The organism is Escherichia sp. MOD1-EC6098 (genome assembly GCF_002965865.1).
Taxonomy (GTDB): Bacteria; Pseudomonadota; Gammaproteobacteria; order Enterobacterales; family Enterobacteriaceae; genus Escherichia; species Escherichia marmotae.
Window position 1 is genome coordinate 93,293 of sequence record NZ_PTSN01000001.1, and the last position, 13,541, is coordinate 106,833.

14 protein-coding genes are annotated in these 13,541 nt (G+C 50.8%); 10 read left to right on the forward strand and 4 right to left on the reverse strand.

Going from position 1 to position 13,541, the window contains the following annotated elements; all coding sequences use genetic code 11:
• Positions 1 to 5 precede the first annotated feature (5 nt).
• The gene (gene dld, locus C0K55_RS00365; protein WP_105266128.1) at positions 6 to 1,721 is read left to right on the forward strand and encodes a D-lactate dehydrogenase; all 1,716 of its coding nucleotides are present in this window, start codon (positions 6 to 8) and stop codon (positions 1,719 to 1,721) included.
• Positions 1,722 to 1,929: 208 nt separating this feature from the next.
• On the opposite strand, the gene pbpG is transcribed toward dld, so the two are convergent.
• Together pbpG and C0K55_RS00375 are read right to left on the reverse strand one after the other, a co-directional pair.
• Entirely contained in the window at positions 1,930 to 2,859 is a 930-nt protein-coding gene (gene pbpG / locus C0K55_RS00370) for a D-alanyl-D-alanine endopeptidase (protein ID WP_038355335.1), read from the reverse strand.
• A 173-nt stretch (positions 2,860 to 3,032) separates the two neighbouring features.
• A complete protein-coding gene (locus C0K55_RS00375; protein ID WP_010379386.1) occupies positions 3,033 to 3,620 on the reverse strand; it encodes a Yip1 family protein in 588 nt (195 codons plus the stop codon).
• A 169-nt stretch (positions 3,621 to 3,789) separates the two neighbouring features.
• On the opposite strand from C0K55_RS00375, the gene C0K55_RS00380 reads away from it, so the two are divergent.
• Positions 3,790 to 4,359 carry a DedA family protein gene (locus C0K55_RS00380; protein WP_000365434.1) on the forward strand — a complete coding sequence of 190 codons (570 nt, stop codon included), beginning with the start codon at positions 3,790 to 3,792 and terminating at the stop codon, positions 4,357 to 4,359.
• A 26-nt stretch (positions 4,360 to 4,385) separates the two neighbouring features.
• On the opposite strand, the gene mdtQ is transcribed toward C0K55_RS00380, so the two are convergent.
• Entirely contained in the window at positions 4,386 to 5,825 is a 1,440-nt protein-coding gene (mdtQ, locus tag C0K55_RS00385; RefSeq protein ID WP_061090412.1) for a multidrug resistance outer membrane protein MdtQ, read from the reverse strand.
• 223 nt (positions 5,826 to 6,048) lie between these two features.
• On the opposite strand from mdtQ, the gene yohP reads away from it, so the two are divergent.
• Complete coding sequence (gene yohP, locus C0K55_RS26425; RefSeq protein ID WP_000691708.1) at positions 6,049 to 6,132, forward strand: small membrane protein YohP; 84 nt, start codon at positions 6,049 to 6,051, stop codon at positions 6,130 to 6,132.
• A gap of 180 nt (positions 6,133 to 6,312) precedes the next feature.
• Here yohP and dusC read toward each other — a convergent pair whose 3' ends face one another.
• Complete coding sequence (gene dusC / locus C0K55_RS00400; protein WP_105266127.1) at positions 6,313 to 7,260, reverse strand: tRNA dihydrouridine(16) synthase DusC; 948 nt, start codon at positions 7,258 to 7,260, stop codon at positions 6,313 to 6,315.
• 273 nt (positions 7,261 to 7,533) lie between these two features.
• On the opposite strand from dusC, the gene C0K55_RS00405 reads away from it, so the two are divergent.
• The 7 genes from C0K55_RS00405 (at position 7,534) to preA (ending at position 13,459) form a co-directional block, all read left to right on the forward strand.
• Entirely contained in the window at positions 7,534 to 7,932 is a 399-nt protein-coding gene (locus tag C0K55_RS00405) for a CidA/LrgA family protein (protein WP_001516704.1), read from the forward strand.
• Entirely contained in the window at positions 7,929 to 8,624 is a 696-nt protein-coding gene (locus tag C0K55_RS00410; protein WP_000968214.1) for a CidB/LrgB family autolysis modulator, read from the forward strand. The genes C0K55_RS00405 and C0K55_RS00410 overlap by 4 nt, the downstream gene beginning before the upstream one ends.
• A gap of 129 nt (positions 8,625 to 8,753) precedes the next feature.
• A complete protein-coding gene (cdd, locus tag C0K55_RS00415; RefSeq protein ID WP_000553575.1) occupies positions 8,754 to 9,638 on the forward strand; it encodes a cytidine deaminase in 885 nt (294 codons plus the stop codon).
• 195 nt (positions 9,639 to 9,833) lie between these two features.
• Positions 9,834 to 10,553, forward strand: coding sequence for an outer membrane permeability protein SanA (gene sanA / locus C0K55_RS00420; RefSeq protein WP_000920076.1), 720 nt, complete (start codon positions 9,834 to 9,836; stop codon positions 10,551 to 10,553).
• 2 nt (positions 10,554 to 10,555) lie between these two features.
• On the forward strand, positions 10,556 to 10,795 hold the full coding sequence (locus C0K55_RS00425; RefSeq protein WP_000383084.1) for a DUF2542 family protein: 240 nt from the start codon (positions 10,556 to 10,558) through the stop codon (positions 10,793 to 10,795).
• A 196-nt stretch (positions 10,796 to 10,991) separates the two neighbouring features.
• Entirely contained in the window at positions 10,992 to 12,230 is a 1,239-nt protein-coding gene (locus C0K55_RS00430; protein WP_001516706.1) for an NAD(P)-dependent oxidoreductase, read from the forward strand.
• A complete protein-coding gene (preA, locus tag C0K55_RS00435; RefSeq protein WP_000956081.1) occupies positions 12,224 to 13,459 on the forward strand; it encodes an NAD-dependent dihydropyrimidine dehydrogenase subunit PreA in 1,236 nt (411 codons plus the stop codon). Before C0K55_RS00430 ends, preA begins: the two co-directional genes overlap by 7 nt.
• Positions 13,460 to 13,541: the final 82 nt, after the last annotated feature.

Sequence of the window (13,541 nt, forward strand, 5' to 3'; positions counted from 1 at the left end):
GGAAAATGTCTTCCATGACAACAACTGATAATAAAGCCTTTTTGAATGAACTTGCCCGCCTGGTGGGTCATTCACACCTGCTCACCGATCCCGCAAAAACAGCCCGCTATCGCAAGGGCTTCCGCTCCGGTCAGGGCGACGCGCTGGCCGTTGTTTTCCCAGGCTCGCTACTGGAGTTGTGGCGGGTACTGAAAGCCTGCGTCACCGCTGACAAAATTATTCTGATGCAAGCCGCCAATACCGGCCTGACCGAAGGCTCCACGCCAAACGGTAACGATTATGATCGCGATATCGTTATCATCAGCACCCTGCGACTCGACAAACTGCACGTTCTCGGCAAGGGTGAGCAAGTGCTGGCATATCCTGGCACCACGCTTTATTCGCTGGAAAAAGCCCTGAAACCATTGGGGCGCGAACCGCACTCGGTGATTGGTTCATCCTGCATTGGCGCATCAGTCATCGGGGGGATCTGTAACAACTCCGGCGGCTCGCTGGTACAGCGTGGTCCGGCGTATACCGAAATGTCGTTGTTCGCGCGCATTGATGAAAACGGCAAACTGACGCTGGTCAACCATCTGGGGATTGATCTGGGCGAAACGCCGGAGCAGATCCTCAGCAAACTGGATGACGATCGCATCAAAGATGATGATGTACGCCACGATGGCCGCCACGCCCACGATTATGATTATGTTCACCGCGTGCGTGACATCGAAGCCGACACCCCCGCACGTTATAACGCTGACCCGGATCGACTGTTTGAAGCCTCCGGCTGCGCCGGTAAGCTGGCGGTATTCGCGGTACGTCTCGACACTTTCGCAGCAGAGAAAAATCAGCAGGTGTTTTATATCGGCACCAATCAGCCGGAAGTCCTGACTGAAATCCGCCGCCATATTCTGGCCAATTTTGAAAATCTGCCGGTTGCCGGGGAATACATGCACCGGGATATCTACGATATCGCGGAAAAATACGGCAAAGACACCTTCCTGATGATCGATAAACTTGGCACCGACAAGATGCCACTCTTCTTTAATATCAAAGGGCGTACCGATGCGATGCTGGAAAAAGTAAAATTCTTCCGCCCGCATTTTACCGACCGTGCGATGCAGAAATTCGGCCATCTGTTCCCCAGCCATTTGCCCCCGCGTATGAAAAGCTGGCGCGATAAATATGAACATCATCTGCTGTTAAAAATGGCGGGCGATGGCATTAGCGAAGCCAAATCCTGGCTGGTGGATTATTTCAAACAGGCGGAAGGTGATTTCTTTGTCTGTACGCCGGAGGAAGGCAGCAAAGCATTTTTGCACCGTTTCGCAGCAGCAGGTGCGGCAATTCGTTATCAGGCGGTGCATTCCGATGAAGTCGAAGACATTCTGGCACTGGATATCGCTCTGCGTCGTAATGACACCGAGTGGTATGAGCATTTGCCGCCGGAGATCGATAGCCAGTTAGTGCATAAACTCTATTACGGCCATTTTATGTGTTACGTCTTCCACCAGGATTACATCGTTAAAAAAGGTGTGGATGTGCATGCGTTGAAGGAGCAGATGCTGGAACTATTGCAGCAGCGCGGCGCACAATATCCCGCCGAACATAACGTTGGTCATTTGTATAAGGCACCGGAGACGCTGCAGAAGTTTTATCGCGAGAACGATCCGACCAACAGTATGAACCCGGGGATCGGTAAAACCAGCAAGCGAAAAAACTGGCAGGAAGTAGAGTAAATACGGCTGGATGCCTGATGCAGATGTAGGCCAGATAAGATGCGCAGGCATCGCATCAGGTACGGGCACCTAATGCCGGATGCGGCGTGAACGCCTTATCCGGCCTACGGACGCGTCACATTTGTAGGCCTGATAAGATGCGCAGGCATCGCATCAGGCACGGCCACCTAATACCGGATGCGCCGTGAACGCCTTATCCTGCCTACCCTTAATCGTTCTGAGCCGTCTGCCCAGCCGCCATCTGGGCGGCTTTTTGTTTTTTATAGCTCAACGCCGCTGCCGGAACAGGCATCACTTTGCCGGTTTCAATCCACGTGCGTAAACGACTCGCATCGGCAAAATGGGTATATTTGCCAAATGCATCCATCACCACCAACGCCACCGGTTTATTATTGAAGACCGTACGCATTACCAGGCAATGCCCCGCCGCATTAGTAAAACCGGTTTTGGTTAACTGGATATTCCAGTTATCGCGATACACCAGGTGGTTAGTATTACGGAATGGCAAGGTATAAGCCGGGTTTGAGAAGGTCGCCATCTCTTCGCGAGTGGTACTTAACTGACCAATCAACGGATACTGTTTGGTGGCAATCAGCAGTTTGGTTAAATCACGGGCAGTTGAAACGTTATGCACCGACAATCCGGTCGGTTCAACGAAGCGCGTGTTGTTCATTCCGAGAGATTTCGCTTTCGCATTCATCGCATTAATAAATGCGTTATAGCCACCAGGATAATGGTGCGCCAGGCTTGCCGCTGCGCGGTTTTCTGAAGACATCAGCGCCAACAACAGCATCTCTTTGCGGCTGATTTCGCTGTTCAGTCGCACGCGCGAATAAACGCCTTTCATCTCTGGCGTCTGGCTGATATCCACTTTCAGTTTTTCATCCAGCGGCAATCGTGCGTCAAGCACCACCATCGCAGTCATTAATTTGGTAATTGAAGCAATCGGACGCACCAAATCCGGGTGGTTCGAATAGATCACTTTGTTGGTATTGAGATCAACAATCATCGCACTACCGGAGGCAATTTCCGGCTGCGAAGCTGTAGTCGCGGCTGCCGTTTTGGCAACGGCCTGAGGCGCAAAAGGCACAGCCAGCATCAGGGCCAGGCTAAATAAAGAAACTCGAAATTTCGGCATGATGAGCATTCAGATAGTGGTTCACGCGCATGGGTTGCGCACCGCCGGAGTAAGGATTTACTGAGGCTGGCGAGGCCATCATAACGAGCAAAAAGTGCGATCGTCAAAGGAGAATCGTGAGGAAATGCTGCATTGCTGATATTTACGCCAACAATGCAGCACAAAAGAACTTTCTAGAACAGGCGATAACCGTAACCCCACAGAATAACGGTAATGGCGAGCAGCACTTCCAGCACCAGTACGCCAATCGCCAGTGTCGAACTGGAGAAGCTAAGACCTTCCTCTTTGTTGATATTCAGAAAGCTTGGAATACCGAGATAAAGCAGATAGCCGGTGTAAAACAGCGCCACCGTTCCCACCAGCGCACACAGCCAGACCAACGGGTAAAGCGCCACCAGGCCGCTTAAAAACAGCGGTGTTGCAACGTAGCCCGCGAAAACCATACAGTGCGCAAGCGACGGGCGCTGTGGGTAATTGCGTGCCATCCACCAGATGACCCGTCCCATCACTGCCACCCCAGCCAGCATAACACCATAAAACAAGACAGCCAGCGCCAGTCCGGTAAACCAGGATAACTTCAGGATAGTGCCATCGCCAAAATTCCAGCCGATTTGTGTAGTGCCAATAAAGGCGCAGATCACCGGGATCGCCGCCATCAGCAGAACGTGGTGGGTGTAGTGATGAGAAATCGTTTCGTTTTCACGATTAATCACCTGCATTTCACGATCGGGATGGGAAAACAGTCCCCAGACATGGCTCATACCGCCCCCTTGTTGTGAGTTCATGAACCTGACAGTTCAAGTATAAGTCAGCTTGTGGTTGTTTTCTGTTCTGACGCAAAATTTGCGTCGCGTGATAAAACGCCTTCTCCTGCGTAAACAATTCACAGGGTGTATGCTTACAGACAATCAAACGGAGACAGACCGACCTATGGATCTCAATACACTCATCTCACAATATGGTTATGCCGCGCTGGTGCTCGGTAGTCTGGCAGAGGGTGAAACCGTGACATTGCTGGGAGGCGTTGCGGCACATCAGGGATTATTAAAATTTCCACTGGTGGTTCTTTCTGTGGCGCTTGGCGGCATGATTGGCGACCAGGTGCTTTATCTGTGCGGACGGCGATTTGGCGGCAAACTGTTACGCCGTTTATCAAAACATCAGGACAAAATTGAGCGCGCACAAAAGCTGATCCAGCGCCATCCTTATCTGTTTGTCATCGGCACGCGTTTTATGTACGGCTTTCGGGTGATTGGCCCAACGCTAATCGGTGCCAGCCAGCTCCCACCGAAAATCTTTCTGCCACTGAATATTCTCGGCGCGCTGGCCTGGGCGCTGATTTTTACCGCTATTGGTTACGCGGGAGGCCAGGTGATTGCGCCGTGGCTGCACAATCTCGATCAGCATTTGAAACACTGGATTTGGTTGATTCTGGTCGTGGTTCTGGTGGTTGGCGTGCGCTGGTGGCTGAAACGGCGTGGGAAGAGAAACGCTGGATAAACCTAACGTCCCCACAGGCATACTCATCAGCTACGTTTATAACCACCACCCAGCGCACCGGTGAGCTGAATGGACGCATCCAGCCATTGCCCTTGCAAAAGCAGACCGTTCGCCCGTTCACGGAGCGCCGGGATTCGGGCTTCGCTGATGCGAGAACCTGCGATGATACCTGCGTTAAAACGCGCCTGCGCCAGACTAACAACCCGCAGGGCATCGCGCTCAATTTGCGCCTGATGCTGATTTTTCTCCGCCAGTGTCTGAACCTGAGTTGCTGCCCGCGCCACGTCATTCACCGCTTCAACCACCGCTTTGTTGTAACTGGCGATCGACAAATTGCTTTCGGCTTTCACAATATCAAGGTTGGCGTTAAGACGACCACTATCGAAAATAGGTAGCGTCAGACCTGCCGTAACGCCCATTTGCTGCGCAGAATGACGGAACAAATCGCTTAAGTGCAGCGCATCTTGTTGCAGAAAGGCCATCAGGTTGATGTCGGGGTAAAAGGCAGCTTTTGCCGCATCGATGGTGCTTAAGGATGATGCAACGTACCAGTGTGCCGCCTGTAAGTCTGCCCGGCGAGCCAGCAAAGAATAGCCCAGGTCGTCAGGAAGTTTGCTTTCCACTTTGGGCAGCGCAACCGGATGCAGTTTTAAGGCGTTCGTCTGGCTGTTAGTCAGCGCAGTTAGCCGCGCCTCAATAATTTTCATTTTCCCCGCGACATCGTTGAGCTGTTGCCGGGTTTTGCTGGCATTGATATCGGTTTCGACACCTTCAACCGACGAGGTAATGCCGCGCAGATATAACTGGCGGTCGGTCGCGATAATCGTGTTCTGCTCTTTTTCGATTTGCTGCAAGACAGTGTTTAAAGCTGCCAGGGTTTGCCACTCCCAGTACAAACGAGCCACACTGCCTGCCAGCAATTGCCGGGTCTGCTCGCGTTCTGCCGCCTGCGCTTTTACCGTACCGAGGCGCGCAGTCACTTCCGCCCGATTCTTTCCCCAGATATCGAGATGCCAGCCCGCCATTAAACCAAAGGTGCCGTTGGTGTACCAGGGGCCGGTAGTGCCTGCGGCAGGATCGTCCAGGGCAAACGGTCCCATTAACCCTTCTGCCGACATTTTTTGCCGTTCCATATCCGCAGAAAAATCGAGCTGTGGACCATCCTGGGCGGCGACGGCCTTCGCCTGTGCTTCAGCCAGTTGAATGCGCTGTTCAGCAACCTGCATATCCGGCGCGTTCTGTATGGCATTATTAATTAAGGAAGTGAGTTGATTATCGTGATATTCCAGCCACCACTGACTGTCCGGCCAACCGTTTTTCAGAGATACCGGTAATGCGGTGTCAACATGTGTGGCGGGCGTTTGCTGGCTTAAAGCCTGGCGTGTTTCATGCATAGGCGCACACCCGGCCAGAGTAAGTAACAACGGAAAACAGGCGATTGCCGGATAAAAGGAATCACGATTCATGGGGGAGTAATCAGGTAAGAAAAGGTGCGCGGAGATTACCGTGTGTTGCGATATATTTTTTAGTTTCGCGTGGCAATACATCAGTGGCAATAAAGCGACATATTCAGAAAAATATAAAGTAAGTGAATGATATTCTCCGATTTATCTTAATTCTTTATGAATGGCGGCAAAGGGTTTTGTTTTTTCCTATACTTATTTAGCACTCACAAATAAAGGAACGCCAATGAAAATTATACTCTGGGCAGTATTGATTATTTTCCTGATTGGGCTACTGGTGGTGACTGGCGTATTTAAGATGATATTTTAAAATTAATTAATGTCATCAGCTCCGAAAATAACGAGGATATTTCAGTCTCTCATCCTGTTGCGCCCCTGTCATGTACATTGCTTCATATAATCACTGGCGCAAGGAGCACGCAGGGGGTGGATAATCACCTCCTCCCCCTGCTCCCCGGCTTATCCCTTATGACTATCGGGTCGATGATTTTTAGAGTTTTTCTATATCAATCGCCTGAATAGCCATTGCAATATCAGGGGAATTATTCAACACCCGAACATGATGAAATAAATCCGTTCCTTCATCATATTCTTTACGCAAATAACTCAACCACTGCTTAATCCGTGCGACGTGATATAACCCGGTATCGCCCTGTTTTTCCAGACGGGTATATTTTTGCAGCAATGCAACGACCTCCGGCCACGGCATCCGCGGTTCGTTATATTTCACCACTCGGCTCAGGTTAGGAATATTAAGCGCCCCACGCCCAATCATCACCGCGTCACAACCGCTGATAGCTATACATTGTTGCGCACTCTGCCAGTCCCAGATTTCTCCGTTGGCAATAACCGGAATGGCCAATCGCTGACGAATATCGCCTATCGCCTGCCAGTCGATATGCTCCGCACGGTAACCCTGCTCCTTTGTCCGCCCATGAACGACCAGTTCCGTAGCCCCAGCCTGCTGGACAGCATCGGCAATTTCAAACTTCTTATCACCGCTGTCCCAACCAAGCCGCACTTTCACACTGACGGGTAAATGCGCCGGTACAGCTTCGCGCATCGCTTTTGCACCCTGATAGATAAGTTCAGGATCTTTGAGTAACGTTGCCCCGCCGCCACTGCCGTTAACCGTTTTCGATGGGCAACCGCAGTTGAGATCCACGCCCCAGGAACCCAACTCCACCGCACGGGCGGCGTTCTCTGCTAACCATTGCGGGAACTGCCCCAGCAGTTGTACCCGCACCAGTGTCCCGGAAGGCGTTCGACTGGCGTTTTGCAGCTCAGGACAAATGCGATGAAAAACTTTTACCGGCAGCAGTTGATCCACCACGCGGACAAATTCGGTGATGCACAGATCGTAGTCATTAACTTCGGTCAGTAATTCACGCACCAGGGAGTCAAGCACACCCTCCATCGGTGCCAGTAACACACGCATATCATCACCCGCAAAAAAATGAGGCGCTATGGTAGCGCTTCCGGTCAACGGATTAAAGGTCTGCAGAGAGGGATTGCTGCAAACTACAATCCCTCTCTATGCTTGATGTATGGCTGGCGCGCTTTCTGATCTGCAAAAGTATGGTATGCCTGAGTTCGCTGCTCACATCGTCATGCCCTGGCGCGAAAAATAAGCGATGTTTTCTTAATGTGATCGGTAGCACATTTTACAGATTAATTGTATGATGAATCCATCTCATCTGGGGTGTTGATTATGAGTAAGACACTGAACATTATCTGGCAATATTTACGCGCTTTTGTCCTGATTTATGCCTGCCTGTATGCAGGCATTTTCATTGCTTCCCTGCTACCGGTAACCATTCCGGGCAGCATCATCGGGATGCTAATCCTGTTTGTCCTGCTGGCCTTGCAAATTCTTCCGGCGAAGTGGGTCAATCCGGGGTGTTACGTACTGATTCGCTATATGGCACTGTTGTTTGTGCCAATTGGCGTAGGCGTAATGCAATATTTTGATTTGCTACGCGCACAGTTTGGCCCGGTGGTGGTTTCCTGTGCCATTAGTACGCTGGTGGTTTTTCTGGTGGTGAGCTGGAGTTCGCACCTGGTACACGGTGAACGTAAAGTCATAGGTCAGAAAGGATCAGAAAAATGATGGCGAATATCTGGTGGTCATTACCGCTGACATTGATTGTCTTTTTTGCCGCCCGCAAACTGGCAACACGGTATAAGTTTCCGTTGCTTAACCCGTTGCTGGTGGCAATGGTGGTGATCATTCCTTTTTTAATGCTGACCGGCATCTCTTACGACAGCTACTTTAAAGGTAGCGAAGTGTTAAACGATCTGTTGCAACCGGCGGTGGTTGCACTGGCCTATCCTTTATATGAACAACTGCACCAGATCCGCGCGCGCTGGAAATCCATCATCACTATCTGTTTTATCGGTAGCGTGGTCGCGATGGTGACGGGGACTTGCGTAGCATTGTTGATGGGCGCTTCACCGGAAATCGCTGCATCAATATTACCGAAATCGGTTACCACACCAATTGCGATGGCCGTTGGTGGCAGTATTGGCGGTATTCCGGCAATCAGCGCGGTTTGTGTGATTTTTGTCGGTATTTTGGGTGCGGTGTTTGGTCATACGCTACTCAATGCGATGCGTATTCGTACCAAAGCAGCGCGTGGCCTGGCGATGGGGACGGCCTCTCACGCCCTCGGAACAGCGCGCTGTGCCGAGCTGGATTATCAGGAAGGCGCATTTAGTTCGCTGGCGTTGGTGTTATGCGGGATTATTACCTCGCTGGTTGCACCATTTCTTTTCCCGATTATTCTGGCAGTAATGGGCTAAAATTTGCGATGCGTCGCGCATTTTTGATGTAAGTTTCACGCGTTGCATAATTAATGAGATTCAGATCACATATAAAGCCATAATGGGTTCGTAAACTGTTATCCCATTACATGATTATGAGGCAACGCCATGCATCCACGTTTTCAAACTGCTTTTGCCCAACTTGCGGATAACTTGCAATCTGCACTGGAACCCATTCTGGCAGATAAGTATTTCCCCGCGTTGTTGACCAGAGAGCAGGTCTCTTCGCTGAAGAGCGCAACGGGGCTGGACGAAGACGCGCTGGCTTTCGCACTGCTACCACTGGCGGCGGCCTGTGCCCGCACGCCATTGTCGAATTTTAATGTTGGTGCCATTGCGCGCGGCGTGAGTGGAACTTGGTATTTTGGTGCCAATATGGAATTTATTGGCGCAACAATGCAGCAAACCGTTCATGCCGAACAAAGCGCAATCAGCCACGCCTGGCTGAGCGGTGAGAAAGCGCTCGCGGCCATCACCGTTAACTACACACCTTGTGGTCACTGCCGTCAGTTTATGAACGAACTGAACAGCGGGCTGGATCTACGCATTCATCTGCCGGGCCGCGAAGCGCATGCGCTGCGTGACTATTTGCCGGATGCCTTTGGGCCGAAAGATCTGGAGATTAAGACACTGCTGATGGACGAGCAGGATCACGGCTATGCGCTGACTGGCGATGCGCTTTCTCAGGCGGCAATTGCCGCGGCCAACCGTTCGCACATGCCTTACAGCAAGTCTCCAAGCGGCGTGGCGCTGGAATGCAAAGACGGTCGTATTTTCAGTGGTAGCTATGCTGAAAACGCCGCATTCAACCCAACTCTACCGCCGTTGCAGGGCGCATTAATTCTGTTAAATCTCAAAGGTTATGATTACCCGGATATTCAGCGGGCGATTCTGGCAGAAAAAGCCGATGCGCCGCTGGTTCAGTGGGATGCAACCTCGGCAACGCTGAAAGCTCTCGGTTGTCACAATATCGACCGCGTGCTTCTCGCTTAAGCCCGGTGCCGGATGCGACGTGAACGCTTGATCCGGCCTACAGAGTGCAAAATTTCGTAGGCCGGATAAGCGTAGCGCATCCGGCATTTCTACTCACCCTGGTGTCGAAAATCCCGGCAAACAGTTTGCCGTTTCTTGCGCAAAGCCCACAGGTAAAGTAGCCTGATTGAAATTCCCCAAGATCGAGTTTTCAGCATGTTAAAGCGCGTGTTCTACAGCCTGTTAGTCCTGATCGGCTTGCTGCTGTTGACAGTGCTCGGCCTCGACCGCTGGATGAGCTGGAAAACTGCGCCTTATATCTACGATGAATTGCAGGATCTCCCCTACCGCCAGGTCGGCGTGGTACTTGGCACGGCAAAATATTATCGTACTGGGGTGATTAATCAGTATTACCGCTACCGTATTCAGGGTGCAATAAATGCCTATAACAGCGGTAAGGTGAATTATCTATTACTTAGCGGTGATAACGCATTACAGAGTTATAACGAACCGATGACCATGCGCAAAGATTTAATTGCCGCTGGCGTCGATCCGGCTGATATTGTTCTCGACTACGCCGGTTTTCGTACCTTGGATTCCATCGTGCGTACACGCAAGGTGTTCGATACCAACGACTTCATTATTATTACTCAGCGCTTCCACTGTGAGCGGGCATTATTTATCGCTCTGCATATGGGTATTCAGGCGCAGTGTTATGCCGTACCGTCACCAAAAGATATGTGGTCAGTACGTATTCGCGAATTTGCCGCCCGCTTCGGTGCGCTGGCTGACCTTTATATTTTTAAACGTGAACCGCGCTTTTTAGGACCACTGGTCCCTATTCCGGCAATGCACCAGGTGCCCGAAGATGCGCAGGGTTATCCCGCCGTCACACCAGAACAGTTACTTGAATTACAAAAGAAACAAGGAAAGTAGTTATGGATGTTCAGCAGTTTTTTGTCATTGCCGTTTTTTTCCTTATCCCGGTATTTTGTTTTCGCGAAGCATGGAAAGGCTGGCGTGCTGGCGCAATTGATAAACGGGTTAAAAATGTGCCGGAACCGGTGTATGTCTGGCGTGAAAAAAATCCCGGTCTCTTCTTTGCTTATATAGTGGCGTATAGCGGCTTCGGTATTTTATCCATCGGTATGATTATTTATCTTATTTTTTACCGATAATATTATTTCTCGCCCACTGTTAACTATTGAGAATAATTATTATTTCCCCCGCTAAGCTGCGGATATAACATTCTGAACCGCAGCTATTTGTGAATCTTTTCACAGTTTAAATTCCCCCGCACGCTTAGCCTTAATATCAGCACGTTATATTTACTATACGTTCGCCTTAATTACCCATAGCATTAAGGAAGATCACATGCCGCAACAAAATTATCTGGATGAACTCGCTCCGGCTTTTACGCCTTTACTGGCGATTAAAGAAGCCTCTCGTTGTTTATTATGCCACGACGCCCCTTGCAGCCAGGCGTGCCCGGCGCAAACCGATCCGGGAAAATTTATTCGCTCAATCTATTTTCGTAATTTTAAAGGCGCTGCCGAGACTATTCGCGAAAATAATGCCCTCGGTGCCGTTTGTGCCAGAGTGTGCCCCACAGAAAAATTATGCCAGAGCGGTTGTACCCGCGCAGGTGTCGATGATCCGATTGATATTGCTCGCTTACAGCGTTTTGTTACTGATTTCGAACAACAAACCGGAATGGAAATTTATCAACCGGGCAGTAAGACGCTTGGTAAAGTAGCGGTTATCGGTGCTGGCCCTGCTGGGCTGCAGGCCAGCGTGACGCTAACCAACCTGGGTTACGACGTCACGGTTTACGAAAAAGAAGTACAACCAGGCGGCTGGTTGCGTAACGGCATTCCACAATTCCGTTTGCCGCAGTCGGTGCTGGATGCGGAAATCACCCGTATCGAAAAAATGGGTGTGACTATTAAGTGCAACTGTGAAATTGGCAAAACGCTCTCGCTGGAGCAACTGAAAGCAGAAAACCGCGCGGTGCTGGTAACCGTGGGGTTATCGCGTGGTTCCACCCTGCCGCTGTTTGAGCATAGCGACGTTGAGATTGCCGTCGATTTCCTGCAACGCGCACGCCTGGCACAAGGCGATATCAGCATTCCACAAAGCGCATTAATTATTGGCGGCGGCGATGTCGCGATGGACGTTGCCAGTACGCTGAAAGTTCTCGGTTGTCCGGCGGTGACCTGCGTGGCGCGTGAAGAGTTAGATGTGTTTCCGGCAAGCAAGAAAGAGTTCACCGGTGCTCAGAAATTGGGGGTATCGATTATCGATGGCTTTACGCCTGTGGCGGTAGATGGCAATAAAGTGACGTTTAAACATGTTCGTTTACCGGGCGAGCTGACGATGGCGGCAGACAAAATTATTCTCGCCATCGGTCAACATGCCGAACTTACCGCTTTTGCTACACTGGAACCCCAACGTAATACTATCGAAACGAAAAATTACCAGACCCGTGACCCGCAACTGTTTGCCGCTGGCGATATTGTTGAGGGTGATAAAACCGTGGTCTATGCCGTGAAGACCGGGAAAGAAGCCGCCGAGGCGATCCATCACTATTTAGAGGGAGCTTGCTCATGTTAACGAAAGATCTTTCTATTACCTTTTGCGGCGTGAAGTTTCCCAACCCGTTCTGCCTCTCTTCTTCGCCAGTAGGCAATTGCTATGAGATGTGTGCCAAAGCCTACGACACCGGCTGGGGCGGCGTGGTATTCAAAACTATCGGCTTTTTTATCGCTAACGAGGTTTCGCCACGTTTTGATCATCTGGTGAAAGAAGATACCGGTTTTATTGGCTTCAAAAATATGGAGCAGATTGCCGAACATCCGCTGGAAGAGAATCTGACCGCTCTGCGTCGGCTGAAAGAGGATTACCCGGACAAAGTGCTGATCGCCTCGATCATGGGGGAAAATGAGCAACAATGGGAAGATCTGGCGCGTCTGGTGCAAGAAGCTGGCGCGGATATGATCGAATGTAATTTCTCCTGCCCGCAGATGACTTCTCATGCGATGGGTAGCGATGTCGGGCAAAGCCCGGAACTGGTAGAGAAATATTGTCGGGCGGTGAAACGTGGTTCAACGCTGCCGATGCTGGCGAAGATGACGCCGAATATCGGTGATATGTGCGAAGTGGCGCTGGCGGCTAAGCGTGGCGGTGCAGATGGCATTGCAGCGATTAACACCGTTAAATCCATCACCAATATCGATCTGAATCAGAAAATCGGTATGCCGATCGTTAACGGTAAATCGAGTATTTCCGGTTATTCCGGTAAAGCGGTGAAACCGATCGCCCTGCGCTTTATTCAGCAAATGCGCACGCATCCGGAGCTGCGCGATTTCCCGATCAGCGGTATTGGCGGCATTGAAACCTGGGAAGACGCGGCAGAGTTTTTATTGCTCGGCGCGGCTACACTGCAGGTGACCACCGGAATTATGCAGTACGGTTATCGGATTGTGGAAGATATGGCGAGCGGGTTATCGCATTATCTTGCCGATCAGGGATTTGACTCGTTACAGGAGATGGTGGGTCTGGCGAATCACAATATTGTCCCGGCGGAAGATTTAGACCGCAGTTATATCGTCTATCCCCATATCAATCTTGATAAGTGTGTCGGCTGCGGGCGCTGTTATATTTCCTGCTACGACGGTGGTCACCAGGCGATGGAATGGGATGAGAAAACACGCACGCCGCATTGTAATACCGAGAAATGCGTCGGTTGTTTGCTTTGCGGTCATGTTTGCCCGGTTAGCTGTATTGATCTCGGGGAAGTGAAGTTTAAGAAGGGAGAGAAAGAACATCCGGTAACGTTGTAGGACGGATAGTAGGACAGATAAGACGTACCAGCGTCGCATCCGACATTTGACACCAACTGCCGGATGCGGCGTAAACGTCGCA